Genomic DNA, 24,607 nt, shown 5'->3' with positions numbered 1-24,607 from the left:
GAGAGGATTCGAACCTCCGGCCCCTGCGTCCCGAACACAGTGCTCTACCAGGCTGAGCTACACTCCGATGACCGTGAGCGGGCTATACCGCTCTCAGGCCATCTTAGCAAGAGCTGAAACGCAGAGAAGTGTAATTCTCTGCAGGATCAAAGCTGTTCAACAGCCACCCGATCTGTTTTTTCAGCGCTCTGAGAGTGCGCCAGAGCGGTTTCAACATCCGGTACACACTCAATCATGGCCCGGGCGGTGGGGGCGGCAAAGCCCTGCTCCACGGCAGCATTGAGTGCGGCAAGGAGCGTATCCGCCCAGTTTTCCACGTTAATCAGAATAATCGGTTTGCTGTGTCGGCCCAGTTGCTTCCAGGTCAGAATTTCCATCATCTCATCAAACGTGCCAAAGCCGCCCGGCAGAATCCAGAACGCGTCTGCCCGTGAGAACATGATCTGCTTCCGGGTGTGCATCGAGTCCGTAACAATCAGTTCCGCCACGCCCTCGTGCATTTTCTCCCGGCTTTCCAGAAAATCGGGAATCACGCCGGTTACCGCGCCACCTGCGGACAAAGTGGCATCTGCCACAACGCCCATCAGCCCATGTGCCCCACCGCCATACACCAGACGGATGCCAGCCTGTGCCAATGTCTGGCCCACATTTTGCGCGGCCTGTTTGTAGAGCGGGCTTTTCCCAAAGCGAGAGCCACAGAAAACGGCAACGGCGTTCAGGGTAGAGGGCATGCGGTCCTTCTCCTTCTTTCTCAGTAAGCAAAAAACCATACCGTGTTTTCACGGTGGATACAGGACGGAAAATCTTTACGAGACTGCTTCAGCGAGCAAGCCGGGTCTGTTTTTTGAGCAGAACACACAGCACAACGCCGATAAGGCTGATGAGAGCGGCGGCCTGAAAGACGGCTCCGTAGCCCCAAAGCGGGATCATCAGCCCCAGCAGGGGTCCTGAAACGCCAATCGCGATGTCCAGACAGACCGAAAAGGCACCGATGGCCGCCCCTTTGCTCTCCGGCCCGGTCTGCGCCACAGCGCCCACACCCAGCGCAGGAAACACCAGAGAAAACCCGGCCCCGGTCAAAGCCGCTCCGGCATCCGCCCACGCGGCGCTATGACCAAAGGCCAGCACAAACAGACCCAGAGCCTCCACAAACAGGGAGACAATCGCCACACTGTTTCCGCCATGTTTGGCAATCTGCCGCGTGAAAACAAAACGCGTCAGCACAAAAGTAAGCCCGAACAGAGCCAGCGCGAACGCAGCCCCGCTCCAGTTCTGATCAGAAAAATACAGGGCCAGCAAAGCAGAAATAGCCCCAAAGCCGACTGACCCCGCCGCAAGCGCCAGCCCATAAGGCAGCACAAGCCCTAACACCGTGAAAAACGATGGCTGCTTTCCCGCCGCCAGAGGGGGCACAGAAGGCTGACGCAGAGCTAATGGGATACCCACCCCCATTAGCACAGCAGAGAGCAGCCCAACCCCCGCAAAACCGCCCAGCACGGGGAGGGAAATGCCATGGTAGATCATCGTGGCAATGGGAGCGCCCAAAGCTATGCCACCATAGGAACACACACCATTCCAGGAAATGACCTGAGCTGTTCTGCTGACCCCTGCCCTGCGGATGTTCCAGACAATGACCGCCGTTGCCACCCAGCTTTCCGCAACCCCCAGGGCAATCCGGCCAGCGAGCACAAACAGCAGGGAAAGAAGCGGCCAGGACACCAGCAGAGCAGCCGCTACCAGCAGCAGGCCGGAGAGGACACCAGTGCTCAGGCCCATCAGCACCACACGCTTAGGGCCACCTGTATCAATCCGTTTGCCTGCCCCAATACGCGAGGCAAAGGTCGCCAGATACTGAACAGAGACGGCAAACCCGGCCATGGCGGAACTGAAGCCGAGTTTTTCCCGCACAAACAGGGGCACCACCGCCATTTGCAGGCCGATATCCGTGTAACAAAACAACGTAAAAACCACGACGGCCAGAATGACAAACGTAACCGAGGACGTGCGGACAGCCCCTTCCGACATGAAACATTCCTCAAAAAATGATGCTATAAATCGCGCTTAAGACCCTATTTCCAGATGAAAGACCCGTTTGATGACGAAGCCTCTTCCTGACGCTGGCGGATATGTCACGCTTTCTTCCCGTATTGCCTATGAAAACCCATGGACCCGCGTAAGGGAAGACATCATTCGGCGGCCTAATGGCAAAGATGGGCTCTATGGGGTGGTCGAGCGCGGTCAATTTGTTGTTATCCTGCCGCTGGGAGAGACCGAAGACGGGCGCCGCACCGTTACACTGGTCAACCAGTATCGATATCCGATTGGCAAACGCCTGTGGGAATTGCCCATGGGCATGTGGGAAGAGCAACCCGATGCCGCACCAGAGGCTTTGGCTGCGGGCGAATTACAGGAAGAGACAGGGCTGATTGCTAAAACCCTGCATCATGCCGGCGTCATGTATCAGGGAGCCGGGTTCACCACGCAAAAAGGGCACGTCTATCTGGCGACCGGCCTGACGCAAGGCCCCAGCGCGCGGGAAGAGACGGAACAGGATATGACCTGCCACACGCTTTTACTGGAAGAAGTGGAGGAGATGATCCGTAAGAACGAGATCACCTGCATGGTCACGCTTTCAGCCTTCGGCCTGCTGCGTGCTCAGGCATTGATTTAAAAAGAGAATAACCCGACTGATGGTAGTTTTCTTAATTTATTCACAAAAATTATATATAGAAAAATCTATTCAATTCTAAAGGGTTTTTATGAGTATGTTCGTTCTAATGTCATGAAAAATTCTGGTTTATAACGATTATTTTTATCAGAATTTTATCGTATCTGGCTCCTGAACCTGTTTGTTGAAGCCGCAATTATCGGCTCTTTGCAAAGCAGGATCAGGGGCCTTTTTTTTGATTATTCAGAATGGGCGAACAATCACCATGATCACAATGATCATCATCAGGACTGTCGGCACTTCATTCGCCATACGGTAAAACCGTTCAGCATGCTGGTTCCGGTCTTCCGCAAATTCTCGCCGCCAGCGGGAACAAAATCCATGAAACGCAAACATGCCGATAACGGCTGCAAGTTTTGAATGCCACCAGCCTGCGTGCCAGTCCACGCTTCCGGGCGTTAAGACGAGAATTACGCCAAACAGCAGACTGGCAAACATGGCAGGGTTCATAATGGCCCGCAGCAATCTGCGCTCCATGATCTTGAACCGCTCACTCTCTTCTGACCCGACCTGCACCTGACAGTGATAGACAAACAAACGTGGCAGATAGAACAATCCGGCCATCCACGCCATGACAGACATGACGTGAAACGCCAGAATCCAGCGCACCCAAGGCAGAAGAGCGTCAAAGGTCATGATTTTTATCCCTGACTCTGCAAGGCTTTTTGTAAAAGCGGCACGAACTCTGAAAGATGACGGATGCGGACAAGGTTTGGCCACTCCGGCACGGGTTCAGAACCAGGACGGAGCAGAACACACATCATCCCGGCATCGACTGCAGCCCGTGCGCCGGTATTGCTATCTTCCAGCACAACGCAGTTTGCAGGAGAAACACCTTCCTGCTCAGCGGCGTGCAGATACACATCCGGGCGTGGTTTTGGCACGCCCATATCGCGTGCAGAATGAACCCGGTTTGTAAAATAGTGTGTCATATCGGTAGCTATGAATTTTGCATCCATTTCCTCAACAGAGGAATTCGAACCAACACGCACCGGCAGACCGAGTTTTTTCACGCCATCAAGCATAGCGTGGACACCATCAATCGGCTCCACCCCCTTCTTCATGGCCTCGACAAAGCGTTTCTGAACACGATTAGCCCAGTCAGAACCAAGAGATTTTCCGGTTTTCTTTTCAATATCTTTTTGAATTTCCGGCAGCGCCATGCCGGAAAATTCATCAACCGCTTTTTCTGCCGGAATATTCAGGCCAGCAGCGCGGGCTTCTTCCGCGCTGATCCGGCAACAGGTCTGCTCACTATCAACCAGCACACCATCACAATCGAAAATGACAAGTTTCAGCTGTCCTTCAGGAGAAAGCGCTAAAGCCTGTGTCATAATTCTGTCTCCCGCACTGTTTTGACCAGATCTGCCACATGCTCAACGGGCGTCTGCGGCAGAACGCCATGACCGAGATTGAAAACGTGAGCCCGGCCACGGCCAGCATTCCGCACAGCCAGAGCTTCACGCCGCATGGCTTCACCACCCGCCAAAACAGCAACAGGGTCCAGATTACCCTGCAGAGCAACATGCTCCGGCACCATGCTGCGCACCGTTGCAAAATCTGCTCCGGTATCGAGTGCCAGAACATCTACGCCAGTTTCACGCGCATATTCCGCAACCATTACGCCACCAAGACGCGGGAAACCGATCACACGCACGGAGGGGTAACGGGCTTTAATGGTCTGCACGATCTGCCGCGTTGGGGCGATGACATGTTTGCGGAATTCTGCTGGTGAGAGAAGGCCCGCCCAGGAATCAAACAGCATGACCGCTTCAGCGCCCGCTTCAATCTGCGCACACAGATAGGTTGCGGTCTGTTCCGTTAACAGCGCCATAAGCCGGTCAAACAGAGCGGGTTCGGAAAATGCCATGGTGCGTGTAATAGCGAATTCACGCGAACCGCCACCTTCCACCATGTAGCAAGCGACGGTGAAGGGAGAGCCGGTGAAGCCGAGCAGTGTTGTCGCACCACCTTTTGCAACGCCAATATCGTCAGGTCCGTTCAGGATACCATTCAGGCGGGACAATGTTTCCAGAACAGGGGCTGTCACCTCTGCAATGCGCGCCGGGTCAAGTTTTGCGAGATCGGCTTCACTGCGGATCGCACCCAGAACCGGGCCTGTGCCTTCAACAAACTCAAGCGACTGCCCCATAGCCCAGGGCAGAATGAGAATATCGGAGAACAGAATGGCGCCATCCATCCCAAAGCGACGGATAGGCTGCAAGGTCAGCTCTGTCGCAATATCCGGTGTCATGCAGCGTGTCAGGAAATCTGCTCTGGCACGCATGGCCCGGAATTCGGGAAGGAAACGTCCTGCCTGTCGCATCAGCCACATTGGCGGTGGCCAGACAGCCTCACCGTTCAATGTTCTGAGCAGGCGTTTGGAGGGGGGGATTTCTGTCTTGCTGATCATGGCCTGAAGTCCTGCACGTCTTTGTCCAACCTGTCCACGGTCCTAAAATATAAAATAAAAGAATAGAAATGGATTTAGAGGTTAAAGGGTACTGTGGATGACGGGGTACCCACCATTCCAAAAATGTACCCCATCTTTCCCACACTGTGTACAGATTACAGACCGTTGGAAATGCTAAGGTTTTTAGAGTTATCCAGATTGTACCCAAATGAGGCTGTGTACAACTCACCGGTTCATGACTCTTGCGAGTTGTGCACGGTACTCGGTACGTGCTTGTCATGATCGCCGTACAATCCACATGTACCCCGGTACTCAGGAGAGTACTCACAGCCCCCTTATTGCTTAGTACCTGAAAGAGACTCGCTTTCGTGTCAGATTTAGTACTCAAACCGCCTCCAATACAGGACTCGCGCCATAAACTGGTTCTGGCGAGTGGTTCAGCCATTCGTCGCACGCTTCTGGAAAATGCCGGACTGACGTTTTCCGTCCTCTCATCCTCCGTGGATGAAGAGCCTCTTAAAAGAGCAGGCCGTGCGGAAGGCGCTGCACCCCAAACCGTTGCCCTCCGTCTGGCGGAAGCCAAAGCGCTTTCCGTCTCCTGTGCCGATGCATTTGTGATTGGTGCGGACCAGATGCTCTCCTGCAAAGGGGACTGGTATGACAAACCTGCGGACCTGAACGCGGCCCGGAAGCAGCTTCTCTCTTTAAGAGGGCAAACGCATACGCTGCATACGGCGGTGGTGGTGTGCCGAAACGGCCAGGTGCTGTGGCAGCATGTCTCTGAGCCCAACCTGACCATGCGAACCTTTTCTGATGCGTTTCTGGAGGCCTATCTGGCGGAGGAAGGGGAAGAGTGTCTCTATTCCGTTGGCGCCTACCGGATTGAAGGACCCGGCCTGCATCTGTTTGCTAGGATGGAGGGGGATCAGACAGCCATTCTGGGCCTCCCTCTTTTGCCGCTGCTGGAAGGGTTGCGGGAGATGGGGGTGCTGTTTTCGTAAAATAGGGACTTGTCAGCCTTGGAATCGTCTTGTATCAGGCGTGCACAAGCAAGCCACGTCACCGTGGCCTGACTGGAACAGTGTGGGGCCATAGCTCAGTTGGGAGAGCGCCTGAATGGCATTCAGGAGGTCGTCGGTTCGATCCCGATTGGCTCCACCAGTTCCCCTTCCTAATCCTTTGAAATGATTAGATTTTTAAGAGTGTCGGGTTTCCGTACCCCTCTTAAAACCCCTCATAAAGATTTCGATACCTGCTATGCTTCTGGCGTAGGGCTAAGCCTGCCATTAAGGCACGTGTCATGGTGCGAAAGCATCTGTTTTTAGCCTCGAATCGGTGCCAGTAATTTTGACACCCATCAGGCTTTTCCCTCCCCAGGCAGGGGATAAAGAGCGTCCTCTTCAAGAGCAGACAGAGCATTCCCCCACTGAGCCGCAAGCTGAAGCGCGCCGGGGATTCGGTTTTCTACCCATGAAGAGGGGAAGGTATCCATTCGCTCCAACGTATCGCCTGCGGGTTTGTGCTCTTCGGGGTAAGGGACCCGGCATCCACGGTCGCGTAGGAGCCTCAGGCTCTTGGTTGCATCAAGGAGAGTTTTTGCCGCGTCTGTAACCTGTCGGTGCAGATGGATGGCAACAGCGCTTTCGGAAACCACCTCTTTGATGAGATTGCTTCTTTTGAATGAAAGCCGCTCTCTTTCTTCTTCCAACTGCCCCTTCCGGCGTTTGAGTTCATTAATGACAGCCTCGGTTTCGCGCAGAGAAAGCTGGGCTTCTCGTTCCATTTCTTCTGCAGCATCGACGGGATCGGCATCTGTCACTTTCTGTCCCAACAGCCGGTCTGCCATCAAAGATGCTTTTCGAGTATGGGCCTCCTGGACTTTCTCTTTTGCCTCTTCGAGGGCCTTTTCTTGCCTGCCCCGTGTTGAGGTCGCATTCCAGTAAGCAGTGTCAACTTTAGTAAGGCTGACTTCTGTCTCTTTAATTTTCGCAATGGTCTCTGCAAGATTTTTGCGAACTGGTGATGTTTTCATTTTCATCATCCTTTCACCTGAATACGTGAAACTTCGGGGAACTGTTCAGAAAAGGCTTTGCGTTCTCGCTCTTGCCGCTCGGCAAACCGCTGGCTCACAAGGCTGTCCATCGCGGTTGAAGAGGTAATCTCCTGCGGGGCAGCGGTCAGTTCTTCCAGAATTTGTGAAACGCTCCTGTTCTGCAGGGGGTATCCGTTTGTCACTTTCATTCCTTTCGGGAGAGAGTCGCCAATGATCGCCGTTGTTACGCGAGGCTCTGCAACAAGGGCGAGGTGATTGAAGGAGATATCAACCATACGGCCGTCATATCTCTGGCCATTGATAAAGCCGGCGCCAGGTTGGACGCGGTACCGATACCCAGCAGAAACGCCGCGCTGTGAGCCATTTTCAATGGCTGAGATGGCAGAACGGTCCCAGATGGTCAGAGCACCAATCAGGTTCGGGTTTTCAAACCTGACATCTGAAACCGCACCCACCGTGATATCTGCCGGATGATCAGTTGAAGAAACGGCGCGGTGCTGCATCAGAATGGGCTTGCCATTCATTGTATCAGCCGCTTTTGCGAGGGCCTGCGGGTCACGGTAGAGCTGATAGATAACGTCAGGACGAAACCCCAGCCGCGCGCCATCAACAATCTCTTTGCCCAAATAAGGTGATACAGTTGCAGCACTCAGAATGCAGCGATTGATGCGCAGGTGACCTTCTGGTGACGTCTCCCTTACAGACCGGTCAAAAGCCATAGAGAGGAAATGTGGCATCAGATTTTTTCCAAAAATTCACGGGAGAACCGCGGGAGTTGCTTGTTAGATGTCAGGGCGACGACACCTGCCACTGCGTTTGCGACGTCGTCGTGTCCTCCTGGCGCATGGTCGATGCTGTCTTTCCCGCCGCGCGCAGTCCTACGTTCCAGGCCTGAGAGCTGGCGTGACAGCACGGGAATGTCCAACAACTCAACTTTTCCAGAATTGAGAACAGGCAGAAGGTCACGATAAAGATCAGACCTCACCTTCTCGGAAAGATTGTATTCCACGCCATTCTTACGGAACTGCTCACGCGGCCATTCCCCTGCGTAACGGTCGCCAGTGACGGAGGTGACGCCATAGGCTTTCAGTGTTTCGCAGAATTCCACAACGGTGCTTTCCGGGCTGAAGGGGGCTTTCTTTTCCCGCACAAGGTCCAGCACCGCGCATTCGCTTTCCTGATGAGCGATGGCCAGCGTCATGCTGTCAGATGACCCTCCTGAAGGGTCCACAAAGGCAACGTAGCGGTGCCGACTATCGCGCGGGAGTTCATAGCGGCCTGCTGCCGTGCAGCCTTCAATCACCTCCGGTGCCACGAAGGAGGCGATGTCACTCCGGAACTCTGCCCCATATTCTGCAGCAGCGGCTGCCGGATCTTCTTCATACGCTTCCCGCTCCTCCTGCTCATCAAATTCAGGATTCATCTCACGGGTGGCAGCTTTCCAAACCAGCGTGGAGGCTCCCTCCTGCCCGTAATAGCGTTTGAAGGTTTTCCAGAGCACGCCGCGCCGGGCATAGGGACTGGATGCCAGCAGCAGCATGGATCCGGGAATAGTCGCCAGACCTGGACGGAGGGCACGCAGGATCTCTTCATCCGGGTTGGCGCTGCTGTCATCGCGCCAGAAGGCAATCTCGTCGCAGAGCACAGCGGCATAGGTGTAGCCACGGGTTGCACGGAAGCTGGCGGTGCCTATTTCAATCACAACACGGCGGCCTGCCATCTCTATGATTTCATCTGTTTCCCGTGTCACCTCAGCTTCCATTTCTGGCACGAGGGCAATCAGGCCGCGCACGTAGCGGAAGATGGTACGGGCCTGCTTGCGGTCTGCTGCGATGATACCCACCGTCGCTACCTCACCGGCGGATAGGTACGGGCGATAATCTTTGAGGGTAGCCAGACAAGTGCCCAGAAGAGCCAGCACCCGGCTTTTGCCCGCACGGCGGCCACAGATAAGAGCTGCACGCCTGAATGCCTCCAGAGGAAGGTCTGTGCGGCCTGTGTGCAGATGGCAGATGGTCTTTTGCTCATCTGTCATTTCCTCACCCAGTAAGGCGGCAAGGAAGGCTTCCCATGCAGTCCAGGTCGGCGCATCGAACTCAGCTCCGAAGAGATCCGGATCGTGCATGGCCTGCAAAACGGTCATGCTCATGCTCGGGTTCTCCGTTCTGCCAACAGAGCATCGAGCCCGCGGGCTACAGCGGGAGCCTTATCCAAGCCGAGAGAGCGCATGGTGCGAGTGAGCGTATTGGCCCATGCCAGATACTGGCGTGCATCCCGCTCGGCAGGAGCGCCACCAGCCAGCATGTGGCTGTCCATCATGGTCATGTGGAGGGTGAGCCAAGAGGCCCGATCAATCAGAGCGAGCTGGGTGACAGAGGGTGCGCCGCCTACATGGTCGATCAGTGCTGAGCGCACGTCTTTGAGCAGTCGTGCTTCTTTGCTCCTACCGTCGAGTTTCTTGAGGGTATCTGGTCTTGAATAGGGGCCTATCTTTTTCATACCTCCTTTATATCAGGGGTATTTTTTGCACTACAAATATTAAAATAGGAAACACCCTTGATATGAAAGGGTTATTCCATAGATACAGAAACAATCAGACACAGTGGGAAACACATAGAGACACTACACAATGACCACATCACGAATTGTTACGGATTGGCTTTATACTTTTTCTGTTTCTAGGGCACGATAGACACCAGATCTGGCGATGCCCAACTTGCGTGCAATATCGGCTGCAGAGAGGCCTTTTTGTCTCAATTGGCGGATGGTCTCGGTCTTTGAAAGGACGGTACGAGGACGGCCCATGGGGCGGCCTTCGGCCTTGGCTTTGGCAATGCCCTCCCGCTGGCGTTCCAGCATCAGGTCACGTTCAAACTCAGCCACAGCGGCAAGCATGGTCAGCATAAGCTTTGACGTAGGGCTGGTGGTGTCCAGTGTGGTGCCATTCATTGAAAGGACAATGAGGCCGCAGTCTTTTTCTCGAAGTGTCTTAACATAGCTTAAAAGATCAGCAGTAGAGCGGGCCAGACGGTCGGGCTTTGTCACAACCAGCACATCACCAGGGCGGCCATATCCCAAGGCTTCCAGAAGCTCAGGTCTCTTGCTATCCGTGCCACTGATCTTCTCTGCAAAAATCTTCTCGCAGCCAGCATCTTTCAGGTCGCGTATCTGGGCTTCCAGTCCGGCGTCCTGATCTACTGTCGAGACGCGGGCGTATCCGATCTTCATGGCGTTCCTCATGTCCTAAAACCTCTTAGAAGTTACGCCGTCTCCGTCTCAAAAGTCAAATGGTAATTTTTAGGACAAGGACTTTCCGTTATTTTGTCCCACGTTTTCTGTGTCCCGAAAGGCTTGCTTTTTAGGACTCTCATGCGGGAAACTCAGTGCCAGCGTCGCGGAACAAGGCTGGCCATCAGGTGGGATTTCTTCGGAGCGTCTTATCACCCCCATGGCGCCGGATATTCACAAGGTCCATAACACTTGTAATTACCCTTCTTAATGTCATCACCAACAAGCCCATTGGACCATTCACCGTCATACCAATGATAGGGAACAGGTGGTGCTGCTGGATCATCCAGTTGGCTTACATGCTTGAACCAATACCATGTGTTTTTCGCGCTATCTTTGGGTATTCCGTTTATTAGAAATTCGTCAGTCATGATGGTTTTACTCCTTTTCAAGGATCATACACATCAGGGGGGCAGGGTGGGGATAGGTAAATCCGTTATTCCTCATGTACGCGCGCGTATGGCGCCAAATCAAATAACCCTGCCCCACCCTGCCCCCTTTTTGTCAGTCTCGCCATTGGTGGGGGCTTTCGTTAAGTTTGAGACCAATACCTCTCACGGCTCTTGTGCCGCGTGTTTTGACGTAGCGAATACCGTTTGTCTTCTCCAACATCCCCCGCATGCGCTTATTGTCGCTCTCAGGCTCCCCGTTGTTCCGGCACCATTCCTGAAAATCCTTGAGCAACATGTTCGGTTTCGTTTCAAGGCCGGGGTCACGAATGCACCGTTCAGACAACCACTGCCCGAACGTATCCTGCGCCTCGAAATATTCCGCTGTGGCTTCCAGCACGACAGTAGGACGCGGTATTCCTTCACGCTGCCACTCAAGACAGCCCTCGATCATCCATTGCATAATGCCTGGCCATTCATCCTGTAGCTTGCTCTCCAGATCCTTATCCGGGCTTTTGGGCTTGTGAATGAACGGCACGATATTGAACCGGCGGCGTGCTGCCTCATCCACGTTCTTGAGCACCGGCTTGTGATTGCCAACGATGGTCAGCTTGAACTGGGGCTGGAAAGTGAAATTATCCTGCCGCATAAAACGCGCCGTGATCGGGTCTCCACCGGTCATCTGCTTGATGCGTGCTTCAGCCCATGTCCGGCCTTCCTCCGTTTCCGAGGCGGTGACAAGCCTGGCACCACGCAGCATGGCCAGATCCGTCGAATGCCGATCACCGTGTGAGGCCACAAACGTGTCCATGGCTGCTACGGTCGCATAATCACCCATGATACGGGATAGCGTGTTGAGGAATACACTTTTCCCGTTCCCGCCTGGACCATAGCCAAATAACAGGGCGTGCTCTCGTGTGTCACCTGTCAGACAGTAGCCGCACCACCGCTTCAGGAACGCGATAAGCTCTGCATCGCCGTTGGTGGCTTCGTTGAGAAAGCGCAACCATAACGGACAAGGCCCCACTGACGGTGCAACGGCGGCAACTCGGGTGATCATATCGTTTGGGCTGGCAGGGCGCAGTTTCCCTGTGTGTAGGTCAACGGTGCCGCCGGGGGTGGCTAATAGATAGGGGTCTTTATCCCAGTCTTCTGGCACTACTGCATGTGCCGGGTCAGTACGGGCAAACCGTTCTACGCCACCACAGAAAGATGCTTTTCCAGTCAGGGCCTGTTCTTTGAACTCACTATTCTTGTTAGCTTCCGCTACTAGCATCCGAGCATAGCTGAACGCCCGGTGTGTGGTGTCTTCCTTCCAATGTGTGTCCATCCACAAGAACCAGCGCCCGGCCTTATGGTCGTAACGGAGCATGTCCTTGTAACGCTCTGTAAAAGCGGCGGCCATCCCGTGTTCCGTGAGTAGGGAGTAACCGTTGCTCCCTGGCGTGGTCAGTGCTTTCCTTAGGCCATCCTGAACAGCTTTATCTGTATTGGCAGCTTCCGTCATACACCCGCCCTCGCCCGCAGGGCAGACGCAATCGTTTTTTGGATTTCTGGCTCTGAAAGTCCAGCCTGTAGGCCGGCAGCAGACATAGCGTAGGCGATATCCGTGGCGGTCAGATGCCCTTCAGGAATAAAGCGAGCCAGCGAGAACGTCTCAGCATTCAGCCGGTCATTACGGCCACCTTCTGGAGCAGAGGCAACGGCATGAACCGCGCATCGCACAGCGTTCTGAACTTTCTTTTCGATATTCCGCAGATCTAGCGGCTTATTCATGATGTTTGCTTTAGGAAGCAATGGCGGCTGTGCCATCTCGACCAGCCACGCCGGCCATTGCTGGGCTGGGCTCTTATCAACGATTTCACACCCGGCAGCAGGCCACCAGATGATATATCCGCCGTCACCGCGCACATCGACACCGGTAGCAATTTTCCCGGCGCTGTTCCGCATGTTTTCCCGGTGCCTGAACAGGAGATGCAGGCCTCCCGACCGGGTGCGGTGCATGCGTGTTCGTGGCATCCGGGCGCAGTGCTCCTGATACCAGTCGTCGGCCTCAGGCTTATACAGGTCGATATCTAAAACATCGAAGCCAGAATCTGCCCCTGTTGCCACGCCGATCAACACGCCCGGATAAGTGCGCCACAACATGGGAATGCCTTCAGGACGGGTCGTGGCCAGTTCACCCCATTTGCAGGCAGGTTTTTTGTCCTCCTGACAGGGGAAAACCTTCAAACCGTGCCGTGCCAACCTCCGCGCATAGAGTGACACCGGGCTGGCAAGCATCGCGCTCTGGGGCAAATCGAAGGCCGCGCTCATGCTGACACCCCTGCAAAATAAGCGAGGCGCTCAACGCCCGCTTTATAGGCCTTGTGCTTGCGCTCCTCAGTATCGGCGAGAGGTGTGCCGTCCTCGTTCCTGATATTGGAATAGATATCACCTAGGTATTTTCCGAGCTTCAATACTGCCTGCTCATAGGTGACACCCTCTTTACGCACCGCGTCAGCAAAAGACCGGCCATCCTCCTCTGGGGTTTCGACCTCGGCATCTTCCTCAGCTTGCAATTCTGTCAGCCAAAACACGGCGGCTTCTCTGGCTTTGGCAACGTAAGCTTTTGCAAGGTGGGGCTGAACGGTATCGCAAGACCGCAAAGTGCCTTCCACCTTCTTCAGCTTTGCATCCATGTCAGCAATGCGCTCTTCAAGGGTGATATCTGCGCATAGGGCGCTGTTTGCCAGTTCTACCCCGAGAACGATGAGGTTAAGACGAAACTCGCCTGTCTTCTCATCATAGTGCCATGGATCCCCGGGGAGAGAATCACCCAGTTCAAATAGCCTGACATCGACAATTGAACCCTCAGGCGAGACGCCGAACGGTGCGGGCGGATCTGATTTATCTTTTACACCCTTGTCATGCAGCGCAGACCACCGAAAACACAATTGACGGGCTTCATCCAGCGTTCCGATTGGACCGATCATGGCCCATGACCCATTCACAAAAACAACGCACGGCGCGTAGATCCGACCGTTGTTATTATGGAGCATGGGAAACACCCACAGGTGATTGACATAGTCCCAGTCAATAATGCCGTCCGATAAAATATCGACGGATGTGCACTTCCCTGATGTCACGATTGGCTTTGGCAACAAGGTAAGCCGGGGGCGTTCACGTTTTTGCGTGCTCATAAAGGATTTTTTCCATTACTTGCCTACGCTTCTTCTGGACGCAGTCTCAATCTTCCCGTATTATCAGGATCGATGGTTGAAAACGGCGTCGGCTTACGGAAACGTAGGTCGGCGTTTTTTATTTCAGGAGTGAACCGGCTTCATTGGCCCGCAGGTTGCTGATGTAAGCCTGCATGCTTTCCGTAATGATCATGCGGGCTCGGCCCATCTTCACCATTTCGATCAACCCCTGCTTCTCCAAGCGATAAGCATGTGAGCGAGACATCCCGAATACTTTTGGTGCGTCGGAAACGGACACCATGAGAGGGAGCGCGCTGGATCCAGTGTTTTCAGGCTGAAAAGTCATTTGTTTGCTCCTACGCATGCAGACGTACGGAAGCGCGGCTGATCTTGCGACCATCCGTTGCCTGCATGTTGATTACGATTTGAGTGAGAACAAAAAAAAGCGCAGCCCGCATGGTGCGGAGTGCGCTGAATACAGAAAATCGACTGTGACTAAGTTGGTACCAAACCCCCGCGAGGGTGTCAATCTGAAAGCAGTAAGAAGCATTCAGACGCACTTTTGCGATGGTGATAAATTCATACCTTAAGGCGGTACCGGGCGCAAGTATTTTAATAACTTCTTGTTTTTTCATGATATTTCACGATTTTCTTGAGGTAATAAAGCTAAAGATGGCGCATTGTGGATAAATTTTAATACTAACGAGTTATGCCAAAGCCTCATCAATCAGCACGCAGCGTCGGTTGATCTCAGCAGCCAGCCAGTTCAGAGCGTTGCCTGTACCTCCCGCAGGTGGCTTCTGATCGCTGGGTGCAAGCTCCATGTTCAGCCCTATTGCGGCCAGGCACTCACCAATGGCGCTCAGTTCCCAACTCGCGATTTGAACCGTGTCCAGCCGGTCAGGTGTCGCCAGTCGGGAAATTCCCCGACTGCCCCGCCGTGGTGCGGAAGTCTGCTTAACCATGAGACCCTCCGCTCATGGCTAGGACGTCGCGCGCCAGGCTGGCTTCCATGCTGTTCGGATCTTCAGCGTTCAGCAGGACCAGCCGGGCCTTGCAGCGCAGATCCTGAATGCCACGGGCCTTGGTTCTGATGACCTTGCGCCATGCCCGCATATATCTCCGGCTGTGTGGTAGCCCGGAGTCGAAGGTCGGTTCCTTCCAGCAGCAGCGGTCGGAGCTGAGGGCCGCGATGGTCGCAGCCTGAATGGGAGTAGTCATGCTTCCGGCTCTCCTTCGCGCTGCAAGAACTTAGGATCAGGACGGCAGCCGCCAATCAGGGCGTTCAGCAGGTCCAGCCGGTCTAAGAGACGATGGGTGAACCAATGGAGAGCCTTCGTTTCGTAAAGCGGCTCACCACGGCTGTTGGTCATGTCGCAGAGGAGTGCAGCCATTTGCTGAGCGTCATTCAGCACAAGCTTCGGGTTTCTGAGGTTGGCGAGAGTGCCCTCTTCAAAGTCTGACGCAGCAGAGAGGTCTTTCATGACTGCTCCCCTTTCTGGAAATCTGCGATGAGCGCCGCGTCCAGTTCATTGTGCAGTCGGTTGACCCATGATTGCAGCCAGTCCATCGGGGGCACTTCCTGACAAACCTGAAGGCCGTCCAGGACAACGGCCAAGCCGGAAAGCTCGTTCATGACAGAGCGGGCTGTTTCTTTCACATTGCTCATGACTGCGCTTCCTTGAAAGTAGCAGCGTTGCTCTCGGCTTCCTCTGCAATCCTTCCGAGGTATGACGACAGGAAGAGTGCTCCTCCGGCCGCGATGTCCGCATCGCCTTCTCGGTCATTACTGCCTTCCCCAGCTGCAAAGTGAGCGAGTGCTTCGGCTACGGCGGTTGCGCGGCGGATGTATTTGGCCTGCCATTCAAGAGAGACGGTGGCCTCAAGAAGTGTGGGGGCGCTCATCGCACAGCCTCCAGCGCCAAGGCTGCGTGACCGGATGCAACCGGGTCAGGCGTGCCAAGCCAGATAATGGCAAGCGCGGCAAGGACTGGAACAAAGAGAGCGAGTAAATTCCCCCACATAGGGGAACAAATGAATGTACAGGCGCGAGCCCGTACGTTATGGGCGTGCTTAGCCATCGGCTTGTGTCCTCAAGTCTGTGGTCAGGCCTGCTTCGGAAATCTCACCTTCCAAAGCGGGCCGTTTGGCTTTTCAACCGAAGTCAGTTATAAAGACTGATATTGGATAAAGTCAAGTGTGAGAACTGATGTCAGATATAACATCTGAACAATGCCTCGGAGCTCGGGCCATGCTCCGTATGACGCGCAATGAATTGGCAGAAGCATCACAAGTTGCTGTCGCTACGTTGGCCGACTTTGAGTCTGGAAAGCGGTCACCTCACCCCCGCACCCTCTCCGCCATCCGCTCCGCCCTGGAAACCGCCGGCGTCGAGTTCATTGAAGAGAATGGTGGTGGGGCTGGGGTTAGGTTGAGGAAGGAAGGTTCAGAATGAAAATCTTAGCATTAGGTGCCTGCGTTTTGTTTGCCGCAGTCTTCCTTATTGTGGCGGCTACCATAGTATTAGCTCCGGAACCTTCTGGTGCCTGCACTCTCGGAATCTGCTTTTAATCGCCGCTTTTGTTCCATTGCTCAGATGTGAGAAACGCTCCCCAAATCTGGTGAGCAAAATCGTCATTGGCGAGATTGCTTATTTTGTAAGGTCAATTCAACCTTTGAGGGGGTCTCGTTCTCAGAAACGCGCCCGGCATCGGGATATTCCCCGAAGCCCTTACCGGCTTTCCGGTATCCCCATCACCCGCGCCCGGAGGGCTTCAAACCGTTCGATCTGAGCGGGGGCTGGCTTGCGGGGAATGCGTCTCTTGCGAGGTGACCGGGGATTCCTGCTCACCTCTTTCATGCCTCTGTTATTCGGTAGGTTCAGGCGCTCGGTCACGTCCGGGCCTCGCTTGCCAGTCATAGCGACCGCACCTCAATAACCGTCACGCTCTCCGGCCCGTAACGGCGTGACAGGGTGGCATCCACGATCTGGGCATCATCCTTCCAGGCGATACCGTTCAGAGCATCAGCGGCAGTCTTCATCTGATTGTCTATGTCTGGCCTGCTGGTCGGCAGGATGCGGCCTGCCAGTGCATCAGCAGTCTTCTTCCGGCTCCATGAGGGCGGAGGGGCAATGTTGATCGTCAGGGAAGCGTGCAGCGGCCCGGTCAGGCACGGCTTGCCGATCTGCTCCATGGCGTGGTGCTGGATATGCTTCTCGGCCTGCACCGTTTTTGCATCCGTGAAAGTCCGGCCATTGCCGAAGCGCGGGCGGCCTTTGGCCCTCAGCAGGCCGGGGATGGTGATGCGGTAAATTGGCGGTGTTGGGGAGGCAAGTTCCATGCCGGAAACGTAGTACTAATTCGGAAACAAGTACACAAAATAACAAACACAAAAAATAATAAGCCAACACATAAAAACACACGGTACCACATAGCACGGTATTAAGCGGCTTCAGTGAAGAACTCAGTTTTCATTGCGAAATTTGGAGCCGAAATAAGACGCATAATCGTTAACTATTGGCATCAAATATTTTCTGTTTCCTAGCCCGTTAGACCTGTCCCCCCATAACTTCCGACAAAAAGAAACGGATGGTCTGAATTTTGGGAACGCACACGTCAAAAAAAAGAAACGATTTCCGGAATTTGGAAACGCCTATTTTTTAGATGATTATCAGAAGGAAAAGAGATGAGGTGACAAAAATTTCTTGGGCGCATAAATAATGCAAGTAGGTCTTTAAGGAGTGGGTGTCGCTATGGACGCACAGACTTTGGTAGGGGTGGGGCTTTACACTCCATCTGAGGCCGGACGTCTGATAGGCGTTCAGCCTCAGAAAATCATTCGCTGGTTACGTGGGCATGCTGTAGGGGGGAAGCATTATGATCCTCTGTGGAAACCCCAAATCGACTTGGAAGATGGTCATACCTACATAAGCTTCCGTGATATGCTGGAGGCGCGGGTTGCTGCTGAGCTCATTAAGGCGGGCATATCACCACAGAAATTAAGGCGTGCTATTGATCTTGCGACTGAAGTGATGGGGGAGAGACCGCTGGCAACACAGTGGCTCAAAACCGACGGGAAATCAGTCTTCCTTCAGATTGCTAAAGACAATCTAGATGAAGAGCCAGAATGCCTAGACCTCTTCAAGAAGCAATATGCGTTTCCTAGGGTTGTAAAAGACAGCCTTAGGGACATTGAGTTTGATGGCAATTATCCCGCCAAATGGTGGCCGCGGGGTCAGAAAGCCGGGATATTGATTGATCCAGAACGGTCGTTCGGAAAGCCAATTGAGCAGGAAACCTCAGTCCCGGCAGAGCAGCTAGCGAACGCGGTCAAAGCTGAAGGTTCAATCGAAAAGGCCGCAAAAGCGTGGAGCGTCTCCGTCAAAGCCGTCAGGAAAGCGGTTGCTTTTCAAGAACAGATTGCTAGTGCAGTTCTTGCCGCGTGAAAATTTTTTTCGATAACTGTACGTCTCCTGTGCTTGCATCCACGCTTAACGGGTTTGTGCAGAACAGTGGTCATTCTGCTCATCATATCTCCACATTGCCTTGTGGCAGGCATGCGAAAGATGTCGTGTGGATGGATATGCTAGGTAACAGTCGTGAAGTATGGCTTGTTATTACAGGTGATGGCCGGATTCAAAAAAATAAAGCAGAACGATTAGCTTTCCGTCAGGCAAAATTGATAGGATTCGTTTTGGCTCCTGCATATCAAAAAACGCCTATTAATCAGCAAGCATCAATATTGATTTGGCGCTGGCCAGAAATAGAGGTGTTTGTAACTCAATTAGGCGGCGGGTCTTTGTTTGAATTACCTATATCAAAATCAGGTAAATTTAAACCTATGCCTCTATAGTTATTTGTATTTTTCCATTACAAATAATTTGTTTTCATGTTCCATTTTTGCATCATCTCCCGCCGCTTATCGAACAGATCGCCTCTTCGGTAAGCGGCTTCCACCTTATCACTGATGGTGTGCGCTAACGCCATCTCCGCTACTTCCCGCGGATAATCAGTCTCTTCCGCAGCCCAGTCCCGGAAGGTGGAACGCAGGCCATGGACGGTCACGTCCTTTGTGCCGGCCGCATTGTGAAGGGCTTTGGACAGGGCTACGTCTGACAGCGGCCTGCCACGCTTCCCGCCGGGGAAGATCAAGTCTCCTGCCAATCGGTCACGGCACGGCAGGACTTCCTGCAGCACGCCCATTGCTCCTGCCGATAACGGCACGCGATGCTCCTTCCCGGCCTTCATTTTGTGCGCCGGGATGGTCCAGATCTGGGCTCTCATATCAATTTCAGACCAGACGGCATTCCGGACTTCGCCAGATCGGGCTGCGGTGAGGCAGGCGAACCTGACTGCTTTGGGCGAAATGCCTTCAGCCCCTGCCAGCTTGGCCATGACTTTGCCGATGTCCTTCCGGTCCACGGCTGGGTAATGTCGCACTTTCATAACAGCCGATGGCTTAGGAAGGATATTGGCTAGGTGTCCACGCCAGCGGGCCGGGTTCTCTCCGTCTCGCCAGCCATGGGTGCTGGCATAGTCCAGAATCCGCTCAATGCGGCTGCGCATCCTGTCGGCAGTCTCTGTTGTCGTTTCCCAGATAGGGCGCAGGACTGCCAGCACGTCATCCGTTTCAATCTCAGCGACCCGCTTCTTACCTATGGTTGGGAACACCAGACGCTCCAGAGAGCTGGTCCAGACGGTCGAAGAGCGGGCGCTACGCCAGCCCGGAGCCATCTCTCGCACGTAGCGCATGGCGATCTCGGAGAAGGTCAGGCCGGATTCTTGCTTACGCTGGGCTTTCACCTTGAGGCGCTCATCAATGGGGTCCAGTCCATCTGTGAGTTGATGCCGTGCCGTAGCCGCTCTGCGGCGTACCTCCACCAAACTCAGGTCATGGACAGAGCCGAGGCCCATCTCTCTCCGGGAGCCGGAAATGGGGCTAGTGAAACGGAAAAACCATGATTTTGCAGAGCCTTGCGCGACGAGCCATAGGCCGCCACCATCGCAGAGCGAACCGTCCTTCAAGGCGCTGACCTGCCTTGCTGTGAGCTGATATGGTGAAACCCGACTCATAACCGGAAAACCCCTCTTCGGACCCCTCTTAAAAACAGCGCTGCACAGAGTCGCACAGACACAGTGGGAGACACATCGACGTCTAATATGTTGATATTATACAACATATTAGAGACAGAGGGAAACGCACAGGAACAGGAATTTGGTGGAGATTGGCTCCACCAGTTCTCTTCTCCTAAATCATTGAAATAGTGAGCTATTTAAGAGTATCGGGTTTATTTACCCCTCTTAAAACTGCCCTTAAGTGCGTCTGAGCTGTTTTGCATGCACTTGTCACTTTCCCGGGCCAGCACTCCACAAAGAAATTCTAAGATGGCAATTACCGAGATCCCTGCCCTCATTGCTCAGCTTTATCAGATCGTGGATCGGCTGGAGCAGATTGTTCCAGGTCGAAAATTCACACCTGACGGGCATTTAGTGGGGAGCCTTGGAGAAGCTGTTGCAGAATACAGTTACGGTCTGACGTTGCTAGCGGCGTCGTTTAAACAGCACGACGCGATCAGCCCAGAGAAGATTTGCGTTCAAATCAAGCTGACGCAGGGGACTTCGGTTGCCCTCAGCTACACGTGCGATCATCTGCTTGTGCTGCATCTTGATCGACATAAAGGCTTCTCGGAAGTTTATAATGGTTCTGGCGCTCCGGTGTGGGAGCACATTAGTCACAAAGCGGACCATGGGCGTCAAAGGCCGATTAGTCTTGTTCAGTTACAGAAAATCGCTCTTCTCAGTCCCTCCGCCCCCATAGCGCAGATCCGGCCCTTTCCGGCTTTGATGGACAACGACCACAAAATTATCTGAACCAAATTGTCTGAGCATTCTTGTGTTTGTGCTGTAAGCAAAGTGTTCTTGCATTATGTGCCAGTGCTCTTGAGACAGGCGCATCAGTCAGTGTGTCAGCAGGAGTGAAGCATGGCCGAGGATAACTGGACGGAACAAAGCCCCGAGGACGCTGAAGCGGATGCCCGGGCAGACCAGCTTTTTCAACAGGCCGGCATTGCTGAACCCGCCGAGCCAAAAGGCAGTTTTCTGCTAACGATCCTCCTCCCGGTTCTGATAGCAGGGGCGCTACTGATTGCCGGCCTCTGGATGTTTTCTGGCTGGCTGGGAATTTAACAGGCTGGGACTTTACTAAACATGCCGCGTTTTTCGCCTGCCCCTTTTGTGCCGGGAAGCGGCTTTACGCCCTGGCTGATCGTCCTGCTTGGTCTGGTGACAGCCATTGGGCCCGTGGCCACGGATATGTATCTTCCGGCCTTTCCGGAGGTGGAGCATGATCTGGGGGGCGGCAAAGGCTCAGCCCAGTTCACGCTGGCCGCCTGGTTTTTAGGGCTGGCGCTGGGGCAGTTTTCTCAGGGGCCTCTGTCTGACCGGTTTGGCCGCCGTGTGCCGCTGATGCTTGGGCTGCTGATTTTTGCCATCGCCTCGGCAGGCTGTGCGATTGTGCAGGATTACCACCTGTTTTGTGTGTGCCGGTTTGTGGCAGCCGTCGGCGGCTCTGCCAGTGCCGTGATTCCGCGTGCAATTGTGCGCGATGTGGCGACGGGCAAAAAAGGTGCGAAGCTGATGTCTCAGCTCACACTGGTGTTTGGCGTCATGCCGGTTCTGGCTCCCAGCTTTGGCAGTCTGGTTTTACAGTTTGGCAACTGGCGGTGGATCTTCTGGATTGGCACGCTGTATGCGCTCGCCGCCATTGTCGGGTTATTCTGCTGCCTGCCTGATACCTTGCGGCCTGAACGGCGGGTTGCTCTTTCACCTGTCAAAATTCTGACCCGTTACATCACGATCAGTCAGGAGCCGCTTTTTCTCTCCAATGCTCTGATCGCCACGTTCTCGACCTTTGTGATGTTTGCCTATCTTGGCAGCGCGCCGGTGCTGTTTGAGCAGGTGCTGCATTTCACGCCCGGTCAGTTCGGTGCATTTTTCGGTGTGAATGCCGCGGCCTTTATTCTGGGCACGCAGATCAATGGCCGCCTGGTGCATCGGGTTGCCATGCCAGTGCTGCTGGAAACAGGTCTGTTTTGGGCGCTGGGCGCCGGGGCGCTGTTCACGGTGCTGGCTCTGACCGGCATTGCCGGCGAACATCACGCGATTCTGACCTGTGCGTTGATTGCCAGCATTACCGGAGCATTGGGCTTTATCGGGCCGAATGCTACGGTGATGTCCTTCTACCATCACGGCCAGCACGCTGGCAGCGCCTCGGCTCTGCTGGGAACCATGCAGTTTGGCATCGGTTCTTTGAGTAGTGTTCTGGTGGGTTTGCTGCCCGGTGGCAGCGCAATACCAACTGCCATTGGCATGATGGTGGGCATTCTGGGAATGGCGGGTGCGGACCTCATGCGGCGGCATGCTCCGGAGATCGGCGCCGACGAGGACTAAGCACCGTCTGATAGAAAAGGACGGGTCATGGCGTGGCGTTTAGAGAAGAAACAGGCTGTGCGGGGGCTTTCCCGCCTGCTGCTGGCAAGTGTTGCTGGGGGTGTTCTCAGTCTGGGGGGCTTTGGGACACAGGCTTATGCGCAGGCCCCCTCAGCCGTTTTGCTGGAGCATGTGCGTCTGTTTGACGGCACGGGGACGGCAGAACAGGATGATATGGCTGTTCTGGTGCAAGGCCCCCGGATTATCTCGGTTGGCCACAGTGGGCACGTTAAGGCCCCTAAAGGCGCGCAGCGGATTGATCTGTCCGGTAAAACGCTGATCCCCGGTCTGATTACCGACCACAGCCATGTGGGTGTGGTCTCCGGCACCTCCGTAGGGGCTGAAAATTTTACGGCTCCTGTCATCAAAGCAGCACTGGACCAGTATGAACGCTACGGCGTGACGACCGTCACTGCACTGGGTCTGACCAAATCTCCGCTATTCGATGACCTCCGCCGTGCCCAGCATGCGGATGGGGCGACAGGTGCTGATCTGTTCGGGGTCGATCAGGGGATTGGCGTGCCGGGCGGGATGCCGCCGGAGGGGATGGTTAAGGTCGGGAAAGATCAGATCTTCCGTCCGGCAACCGTTGCGGAAGCACAGCAGGCCGTGCGCACCATGGCCAGTGAGCATACGGATCTTGTGAAGCTCTGGGTGGATGATTTCCGTAACGGTGTGGCCAGCCAAAAGCCCCTGCCCGTGATGAAGCCGGAAATCTGGCAGGCGGCAATAACCGAAGCGCATAACCAGAAGCTGCGTGTAGCTGTGCATATTCATGATCTGGATTACGGCAAACGATTGGTAGCTGCCGGAGCTGACATTATCGCCCATGGTGTGCGGGATGAGCCGGTGGATGGTCCGTTCGTGACCGCCCTGAAAGATCGGGGTGTCTGGTATATTCCCACCATCAGTCTGGATGAGGCGACCTATCTGTTTGCCGAACAGCCTGAGATTCTGAACGACCCGGTTCTGAAAGCTGGACTGAATGCGGACCTCCAGAAACAGTTTTCAGACCCCGCCTGGCGGCAGAAAGTCGCGGCCTCTCCTCTGGCTAAAGCCTCTCATGCAGCTGTAGCCATGAACCAGAAAAATCTGCTCACGCTCTATCAGGCCGGTGTGAAAATTGGTTTTGGCACAGATTCAGGTGCTGCTCCGGTGCGTATTCCCGGCTTTGCGGAACACAGAGAATTGCGCCTTCTGGTGGAAGCCGGACTGACGCCTTTGCAGGCGCTGACACTGGCCACCAGTCAGGCGGCGGCGCTGCTGAATTTGTCAGATCGCGGGGTGATTGCACCCGGAAAGCGGGCGGATTTTGTGATTCTGGAAGCTGATCCGGCTGAAAATATTGCTGCGGTGGATCAGATTGCCGCTGTCTGGCGTGGCGGTGTGCGGGCTGCCGGGCCGCTGGTGCCACGCTAATATCTGCTTAATGCTGTTGCGGGGCTGACTGCTGGGGTTGTTCCCGCTTGCCGTAAATAGCCTGTGTTTCCGGAATAACGCTGTGACCGTCGCCTGCTTCCAGCGGGCCGGTTGCAGCATCGGACGGAGCCAGCGGTTCATAACGGTCTTTAAGCTGGTTCTTGTCAGGGTTCTGGCCATTATTGCGGGCCATATCCTCACGCCGTTCCTGCTCCTGTGCCGCGCGGGCTTCCGCCGGGGCGGCTTCGGGCAGGAAGCGGCCCGGTCTTTCTGGCGGGATATCGATATTCTCGCCCTCAATATCCACATGGCACCCGGCCAGCAGAGGGGCAGCCAGAACCAGCGCTCCCAGCATGATGCGGGGGCGCTGTCTGGTTTTGAGCTGAGGGGCGCAGCGTTTCACGGCAGAGCGTTATCCAGGCCTTGCTATGCTGAAAAACTCAGCCTTCGAGATGGCGGGCTTCTTCCGGCAGCATGATGGGAATGCCATCACGAATGGGAAAGGCCAGTTTGGCCTGCGCGCTGATCAGCTCATTGGTGGTGGCATCATAGGTCAGCGGGCCTTTGGTCACCGGGCAAACCAGAACGGAAAGAAGCCGCGGGTCGAGCGGAGGAGAAATGTCAGCACCAGACATGAGCGTCACCC

The 24,607-nt window shown here is 54.7% G+C and carries 35 protein-coding genes and 2 tRNA genes; 10 read left to right on the top strand and 27 right to left on the bottom strand.

Going from position 1 to position 24,607, the window contains the following annotated elements:
- From AD930_RS05725 to AD930_RS05715, 3 genes are all read right to left on the bottom strand, one after another.
- Positions 1-59: transfer RNA gene (locus AD930_RS05725), tRNA-Pro, on the bottom strand.
- An 87-nt stretch (positions 60-146) separates the two neighbouring features.
- Complete coding sequence (locus tag AD930_RS05720; protein ID WP_061501797.1) at positions 147-731, bottom strand: LOG family protein; 585 nt, start codon at positions 729-731, stop codon at positions 147-149.
- An 88-nt stretch (positions 732-819) separates the two neighbouring features.
- Positions 820-2,025, bottom strand: coding sequence for an MFS transporter (locus tag AD930_RS05715; protein WP_061505446.1), 1,206 nt, complete (start codon positions 2,023-2,025; stop codon positions 820-822).
- Positions 2,026-2,095: 70 nt separating this feature from the next.
- Between AD930_RS05715 and AD930_RS05710 the strand changes: the two genes are divergently transcribed.
- Entirely contained in the window at positions 2,096-2,671 is a 576-nt protein-coding gene (locus AD930_RS05710; protein WP_061505445.1) for an NUDIX domain-containing protein, read from the top strand.
- A 240-nt stretch (positions 2,672-2,911) separates the two neighbouring features.
- Here the strand turns inward: AD930_RS05710 and hemJ are convergent, their stop codons facing one another.
- From hemJ to hemE, 3 genes are read right to left on the bottom strand one after another with little or no spacing between them, the layout of a single operon-like run.
- A complete protein-coding gene (hemJ, locus tag AD930_RS05705) occupies positions 2,912-3,364 on the bottom strand; it encodes a protoporphyrinogen oxidase HemJ (RefSeq protein WP_061505444.1) in 453 nt (150 codons plus the stop codon).
- Between the two features lie 5 nt (positions 3,365-3,369).
- On the bottom strand, positions 3,370-4,062 hold the full coding sequence (locus AD930_RS05700) for an HAD family hydrolase (RefSeq protein ID WP_061505443.1): 693 nt from the start codon (positions 4,060-4,062) through the stop codon (positions 3,370-3,372).
- Positions 4,059-5,141 (bottom strand): uroporphyrinogen decarboxylase, encoded by a 1,083-nt coding sequence (gene hemE, locus AD930_RS05695; RefSeq protein WP_061505442.1) that lies wholly within the window; start codon positions 5,139-5,141, stop codon positions 4,059-4,061. Before hemE ends, AD930_RS05700 begins: the two co-directional genes overlap by 4 nt.
- 368 nt (positions 5,142-5,509) lie before the next feature.
- Between hemE and AD930_RS05690 the strand changes: the two genes are divergently transcribed.
- Together AD930_RS05690 and AD930_RS05685 are read left to right on the top strand one after the other, a co-directional pair.
- Complete coding sequence (locus AD930_RS05690; RefSeq protein ID WP_061505441.1) at positions 5,510-6,142, top strand: Maf family protein; 633 nt, start codon at positions 5,510-5,512, stop codon at positions 6,140-6,142.
- 84 nt (positions 6,143-6,226) lie between these two features.
- A tRNA-Ala gene (locus AD930_RS05685) sits at positions 6,227-6,302 on the top strand.
- A gap of 196 nt (positions 6,303-6,498) precedes the next feature.
- On the opposite strand, the gene AD930_RS05680 is transcribed toward AD930_RS05685, so the two are convergent.
- From AD930_RS05680 to AD930_RS05610, 16 genes are all read right to left on the bottom strand, one after another.
- Positions 6,499-7,173 carry a hypothetical protein gene (locus tag AD930_RS05680; RefSeq protein ID WP_061505456.1) on the bottom strand — a complete coding sequence of 225 codons (675 nt, stop codon included), beginning with the start codon at positions 7,171-7,173 and terminating at the stop codon, positions 6,499-6,501.
- 5 nt (positions 7,174-7,178) lie between these two features.
- Positions 7,179-7,931 carry a DUF2213 domain-containing protein gene (locus AD930_RS05675; RefSeq protein ID WP_061505440.1) on the bottom strand — a complete coding sequence of 251 codons (753 nt, stop codon included), beginning with the start codon at positions 7,929-7,931 and terminating at the stop codon, positions 7,179-7,181.
- Entirely contained in the window at positions 7,931-9,343 is a 1,413-nt protein-coding gene (locus tag AD930_RS05670) for a terminase large subunit domain-containing protein (protein ID WP_061505439.1), read from the bottom strand. Before AD930_RS05670 ends, AD930_RS05675 begins: the two co-directional genes overlap by 1 nt.
- Complete coding sequence (locus AD930_RS05665; RefSeq protein ID WP_061505438.1) at positions 9,340-9,693, bottom strand: hypothetical protein; 354 nt, start codon at positions 9,691-9,693, stop codon at positions 9,340-9,342. Before AD930_RS05665 ends, AD930_RS05670 begins: the two co-directional genes overlap by 4 nt.
- Positions 9,694-9,855: 162 nt before the next feature.
- Positions 9,856-10,422, bottom strand: a complete 567-nt coding sequence (locus tag AD930_RS05660) for a recombinase family protein (protein ID WP_061505437.1) — start codon at positions 10,420-10,422, stop codon at positions 9,856-9,858.
- Between the two features lie 212 nt (positions 10,423-10,634).
- Positions 10,635-10,853, bottom strand: coding sequence for a hypothetical protein (locus AD930_RS17715; RefSeq protein WP_156476871.1), 219 nt, complete (start codon positions 10,851-10,853; stop codon positions 10,635-10,637).
- A 133-nt stretch (positions 10,854-10,986) separates the two neighbouring features.
- Positions 10,987-12,378 carry a phage/plasmid primase, P4 family gene (locus tag AD930_RS05655; protein WP_061505436.1) on the bottom strand — a complete coding sequence of 464 codons (1,392 nt, stop codon included), beginning with the start codon at positions 12,376-12,378 and terminating at the stop codon, positions 10,987-10,989.
- A complete protein-coding gene (locus tag AD930_RS05650) occupies positions 12,375-13,187 on the bottom strand; it encodes a bifunctional DNA primase/polymerase (RefSeq protein WP_061505435.1) in 813 nt (270 codons plus the stop codon). Before AD930_RS05650 ends, AD930_RS05655 begins: the two co-directional genes overlap by 4 nt.
- Positions 13,184-14,053 carry a hypothetical protein gene (locus tag AD930_RS05645; protein WP_061505434.1) on the bottom strand — a complete coding sequence of 290 codons (870 nt, stop codon included), beginning with the start codon at positions 14,051-14,053 and terminating at the stop codon, positions 13,184-13,186. Before AD930_RS05645 ends, AD930_RS05650 begins: the two co-directional genes overlap by 4 nt.
- Before the next feature lie 118 nt (positions 14,054-14,171).
- The gene (locus AD930_RS18060) at positions 14,172-14,318 is read right to left on the bottom strand and encodes a hypothetical protein (protein WP_167375143.1); all 147 of its coding nucleotides are present in this window, start codon (positions 14,316-14,318) and stop codon (positions 14,172-14,174) included.
- A gap of 91 nt (positions 14,319-14,409) precedes the next feature.
- Positions 14,410-14,688, bottom strand: coding sequence for a hypothetical protein (locus tag AD930_RS05635; protein WP_061505432.1), 279 nt, complete (start codon positions 14,686-14,688; stop codon positions 14,410-14,412).
- 72 nt (positions 14,689-14,760) lie between these two features.
- Positions 14,761-15,018, bottom strand: a complete 258-nt coding sequence (locus AD930_RS05630; RefSeq protein ID WP_061505431.1) for a hypothetical protein — start codon at positions 15,016-15,018, stop codon at positions 14,761-14,763.
- A complete protein-coding gene (locus tag AD930_RS05625) occupies positions 15,011-15,274 on the bottom strand; it encodes a hypothetical protein (RefSeq protein WP_061505430.1) in 264 nt (87 codons plus the stop codon). Before AD930_RS05625 ends, AD930_RS05630 begins: the two co-directional genes overlap by 8 nt.
- Positions 15,271-15,537: a hypothetical protein gene (locus tag AD930_RS05620; RefSeq protein WP_061505429.1), complete on the bottom strand. Its 267-nt coding sequence runs from the start codon at positions 15,535-15,537 to the stop codon at positions 15,271-15,273. The genes AD930_RS05625 and AD930_RS05620 overlap by 4 nt, the downstream gene beginning before the upstream one ends.
- Positions 15,534-15,722 (bottom strand): hypothetical protein, encoded by a 189-nt coding sequence (locus AD930_RS05615; RefSeq protein ID WP_061505428.1) that lies wholly within the window; start codon positions 15,720-15,722, stop codon positions 15,534-15,536. Before AD930_RS05615 ends, AD930_RS05620 begins: the two co-directional genes overlap by 4 nt.
- Positions 15,719-15,958 (bottom strand): hypothetical protein, encoded by a 240-nt coding sequence (locus tag AD930_RS05610; RefSeq protein WP_061505427.1) that lies wholly within the window; start codon positions 15,956-15,958, stop codon positions 15,719-15,721. The genes AD930_RS05615 and AD930_RS05610 overlap by 4 nt, the downstream gene beginning before the upstream one ends.
- Before the next feature lie 304 nt (positions 15,959-16,262).
- On the opposite strand from AD930_RS05610, the gene AD930_RS05605 reads away from it, so the two are divergent.
- The gene (locus tag AD930_RS05605; RefSeq protein WP_061505426.1) at positions 16,263-16,508 is read left to right on the top strand and encodes a helix-turn-helix domain-containing protein; all 246 of its coding nucleotides are present in this window, start codon (positions 16,263-16,265) and stop codon (positions 16,506-16,508) included.
- Positions 16,509-16,784: 276 nt separating this feature from the next.
- Here the strand turns inward: AD930_RS05605 and AD930_RS17710 are convergent, their stop codons facing one another.
- Positions 16,785-16,973 carry a hypothetical protein gene (locus AD930_RS17710; RefSeq protein ID WP_156476869.1) on the bottom strand — a complete coding sequence of 63 codons (189 nt, stop codon included), beginning with the start codon at positions 16,971-16,973 and terminating at the stop codon, positions 16,785-16,787.
- The gene (locus tag AD930_RS05600; protein ID WP_061505425.1) at positions 16,970-17,395 is read right to left on the bottom strand and encodes a RusA family crossover junction endodeoxyribonuclease; all 426 of its coding nucleotides are present in this window, start codon (positions 17,393-17,395) and stop codon (positions 16,970-16,972) included. Before AD930_RS05600 ends, AD930_RS17710 begins: the two co-directional genes overlap by 4 nt.
- A 412-nt stretch (positions 17,396-17,807) precedes the next feature.
- Here AD930_RS05600 and AD930_RS05595 point away from each other — a divergent pair, with 412 nt between their 5' ends.
- The gene (locus tag AD930_RS05595) at positions 17,808-18,500 is read left to right on the top strand and encodes a hypothetical protein (RefSeq protein WP_061505424.1); all 693 of its coding nucleotides are present in this window, start codon (positions 17,808-17,810) and stop codon (positions 18,498-18,500) included.
- Positions 18,497-18,907, top strand: coding sequence for a PIN-like domain-containing protein (locus AD930_RS17365; protein ID WP_082781720.1), 411 nt, complete (start codon positions 18,497-18,499; stop codon positions 18,905-18,907). Before AD930_RS05595 ends, AD930_RS17365 begins: the two co-directional genes overlap by 4 nt.
- A gap of 17 nt (positions 18,908-18,924) precedes the next feature.
- On the opposite strand, the gene AD930_RS05590 is transcribed toward AD930_RS17365, so the two are convergent.
- Positions 18,925-20,127, bottom strand: coding sequence for a tyrosine-type recombinase/integrase (locus tag AD930_RS05590; RefSeq protein WP_061505423.1), 1,203 nt, complete (start codon positions 20,125-20,127; stop codon positions 18,925-18,927).
- A 312-nt stretch (positions 20,128-20,439) separates the two neighbouring features.
- On the opposite strand from AD930_RS05590, the gene AD930_RS05585 reads away from it, so the two are divergent.
- From AD930_RS05585 to AD930_RS05570, 4 genes are all read left to right on the top strand, one after another.
- Positions 20,440-20,925: a DUF6998 domain-containing protein gene (locus AD930_RS05585; RefSeq protein ID WP_061505422.1), complete on the top strand. Its 486-nt coding sequence runs from the start codon at positions 20,440-20,442 to the stop codon at positions 20,923-20,925.
- A gap of 111 nt (positions 20,926-21,036) precedes the next feature.
- Positions 21,037-21,240: a hypothetical protein gene (locus AD930_RS05580; protein WP_043550376.1), complete on the top strand. Its 204-nt coding sequence runs from the start codon at positions 21,037-21,039 to the stop codon at positions 21,238-21,240.
- A 21-nt stretch (positions 21,241-21,261) separates the two neighbouring features.
- On the top strand, positions 21,262-22,503 hold the full coding sequence (locus tag AD930_RS05575) for a multidrug effflux MFS transporter (protein WP_061505421.1): 1,242 nt from the start codon (positions 21,262-21,264) through the stop codon (positions 22,501-22,503).
- A 27-nt stretch (positions 22,504-22,530) separates the two neighbouring features.
- Positions 22,531-23,961, top strand: coding sequence for an amidohydrolase family protein (locus AD930_RS05570; RefSeq protein ID WP_061505420.1), 1,431 nt, complete (start codon positions 22,531-22,533; stop codon positions 23,959-23,961).
- Between the two features lie 7 nt (positions 23,962-23,968).
- Here AD930_RS05570 and AD930_RS05565 read toward each other — a convergent pair whose 3' ends face one another.
- The gene (locus AD930_RS05565; protein WP_231866226.1) at positions 23,969-24,364 is read right to left on the bottom strand and encodes a hypothetical protein; all 396 of its coding nucleotides are present in this window, start codon (positions 24,362-24,364) and stop codon (positions 23,969-23,971) included.
- 37 nt (positions 24,365-24,401) lie between these two features.
- On the bottom strand, positions 24,402-24,596 hold the full coding sequence (locus AD930_RS05560) for a Trm112 family protein (RefSeq protein ID WP_043550377.1): 195 nt from the start codon (positions 24,594-24,596) through the stop codon (positions 24,402-24,404).
- Between the last annotated feature and the right edge of the window lie 11 nt (positions 24,597-24,607).

The sequence above is a fragment of the Acetobacter malorum genome (genome assembly GCF_001580615.1).
In the GTDB taxonomy this organism is placed as follows: domain Bacteria; phylum Pseudomonadota; class Alphaproteobacteria; order Acetobacterales; family Acetobacteraceae; genus Acetobacter; species Acetobacter malorum.
This window is presented reverse-complemented; position numbering and strand designations above follow the sequence as displayed.

What these genes read in the sequence shown, in the direction of transcription:
- AD930_RS05720 (WP_061501797.1), bottom strand. Translation starts at nt 731, where the DNA reads ATGCCCTCTACCCTGAACGCCGTTGCCGTTTTCTGTGGCTCTCGCTTT.
- AD930_RS05715 (WP_061505446.1), bottom strand. Translation starts at nt 2,025, where the DNA reads ATGTCGGAAGGGGCTGTCCGCACGTCCTCGGTTACGTTTGTCATTCTG.
- AD930_RS05710 (WP_061505445.1), top strand. Translation starts at nt 2,096, where the DNA reads ATGACGAAGCCTCTTCCTGACGCTGGCGGATATGTCACGCTTTCTTCC.
- hemJ (WP_061505444.1), bottom strand. Translation starts at nt 3,364, where the DNA reads ATGACCTTTGACGCTCTTCTGCCTTGGGTGCGCTGGATTCTGGCGTTT.
- AD930_RS05700 (WP_061505443.1), bottom strand. Translation starts at nt 4,062, where the DNA reads ATGACACAGGCTTTAGCGCTTTCTCCTGAAGGACAGCTGAAACTTGTC.
- hemE (WP_061505442.1), bottom strand. Translation starts at nt 5,141, where the DNA reads ATGATCAGCAAGACAGAAATCCCCCCCTCCAAACGCCTGCTCAGAACA.
- AD930_RS05680 (WP_061505456.1), bottom strand. Translation starts at nt 7,173, where the DNA reads ATGAAAACATCACCAGTTCGCAAAAATCTTGCAGAGACCATTGCGAAA.
- AD930_RS05675 (WP_061505440.1), bottom strand. Translation starts at nt 7,931, where the DNA reads ATGCCACATTTCCTCTCTATGGCTTTTGACCGGTCTGTAAGGGAGACG.
- AD930_RS05670 (WP_061505439.1), bottom strand. Translation starts at nt 9,343, where the DNA reads ATGAGCATGACCGTTTTGCAGGCCATGCACGATCCGGATCTCTTCGGA.
- AD930_RS05665 (WP_061505438.1), bottom strand. Translation starts at nt 9,693, where the DNA reads ATGAAAAAGATAGGCCCCTATTCAAGACCAGATACCCTCAAGAAACTC.
- AD930_RS05660 (WP_061505437.1), bottom strand. Translation starts at nt 10,422, where the DNA reads ATGAAGATCGGATACGCCCGCGTCTCGACAGTAGATCAGGACGCCGGA.
- AD930_RS17715 (WP_156476871.1), bottom strand. Translation starts at nt 10,853, where the DNA reads ATGACTGACGAATTTCTAATAAACGGAATACCCAAAGATAGCGCGAAA.
- AD930_RS05655 (WP_061505436.1), bottom strand. Translation starts at nt 12,378, where the DNA reads ATGACGGAAGCTGCCAATACAGATAAAGCTGTTCAGGATGGCCTAAGG.
- AD930_RS05650 (WP_061505435.1), bottom strand. Translation starts at nt 13,187, where the DNA reads ATGAGCGCGGCCTTCGATTTGCCCCAGAGCGCGATGCTTGCCAGCCCG.
- AD930_RS05645 (WP_061505434.1), bottom strand. Translation starts at nt 14,053, where the DNA reads ATGAGCACGCAAAAACGTGAACGCCCCCGGCTTACCTTGTTGCCAAAG.
- AD930_RS18060 (WP_167375143.1), bottom strand. Translation starts at nt 14,318, where the DNA reads ATGTCTCGCTCACATGCTTATCGCTTGGAGAAGCAGGGGTTGATCGAA.
- AD930_RS05635 (WP_061505432.1), bottom strand. Translation starts at nt 14,688, where the DNA reads ATGAAAAAACAAGAAGTTATTAAAATACTTGCGCCCGGTACCGCCTTA.
- AD930_RS05630 (WP_061505431.1), bottom strand. Translation starts at nt 15,018, where the DNA reads ATGGTTAAGCAGACTTCCGCACCACGGCGGGGCAGTCGGGGAATTTCC.
- AD930_RS05625 (WP_061505430.1), bottom strand. Translation starts at nt 15,274, where the DNA reads ATGACTACTCCCATTCAGGCTGCGACCATCGCGGCCCTCAGCTCCGAC.
- AD930_RS05620 (WP_061505429.1), bottom strand. Translation starts at nt 15,537, where the DNA reads ATGAAAGACCTCTCTGCTGCGTCAGACTTTGAAGAGGGCACTCTCGCC.
- AD930_RS05615 (WP_061505428.1), bottom strand. Translation starts at nt 15,722, where the DNA reads ATGAGCAATGTGAAAGAAACAGCCCGCTCTGTCATGAACGAGCTTTCC.
- AD930_RS05610 (WP_061505427.1), bottom strand. Translation starts at nt 15,958, where the DNA reads ATGAGCGCCCCCACACTTCTTGAGGCCACCGTCTCTCTTGAATGGCAG.
- AD930_RS05605 (WP_061505426.1), top strand. Translation starts at nt 16,263, where the DNA reads ATGTCAGATATAACATCTGAACAATGCCTCGGAGCTCGGGCCATGCTC.
- AD930_RS17710 (WP_156476869.1), bottom strand. Translation starts at nt 16,973, where the DNA reads ATGACTGGCAAGCGAGGCCCGGACGTGACCGAGCGCCTGAACCTACCG.
- AD930_RS05600 (WP_061505425.1), bottom strand. Translation starts at nt 17,395, where the DNA reads ATGGAACTTGCCTCCCCAACACCGCCAATTTACCGCATCACCATCCCC.
- AD930_RS05595 (WP_061505424.1), top strand. Translation starts at nt 17,808, where the DNA reads ATGGACGCACAGACTTTGGTAGGGGTGGGGCTTTACACTCCATCTGAG.
- AD930_RS05590 (WP_061505423.1), bottom strand. Translation starts at nt 20,127, where the DNA reads ATGAGTCGGGTTTCACCATATCAGCTCACAGCAAGGCAGGTCAGCGCC.
- AD930_RS05585 (WP_061505422.1), top strand. Translation starts at nt 20,440, where the DNA reads ATGGCAATTACCGAGATCCCTGCCCTCATTGCTCAGCTTTATCAGATC.
- AD930_RS05580 (WP_043550376.1), top strand. Translation starts at nt 21,037, where the DNA reads ATGGCCGAGGATAACTGGACGGAACAAAGCCCCGAGGACGCTGAAGCG.
- AD930_RS05575 (WP_061505421.1), top strand. Translation starts at nt 21,262, where the DNA reads ATGCCGCGTTTTTCGCCTGCCCCTTTTGTGCCGGGAAGCGGCTTTACG.
- AD930_RS05570 (WP_061505420.1), top strand. Translation starts at nt 22,531, where the DNA reads ATGGCGTGGCGTTTAGAGAAGAAACAGGCTGTGCGGGGGCTTTCCCGC.
- AD930_RS05560 (WP_043550377.1), bottom strand. Translation starts at nt 24,596, where the DNA reads ATGTCTGGTGCTGACATTTCTCCTCCGCTCGACCCGCGGCTTCTTTCC.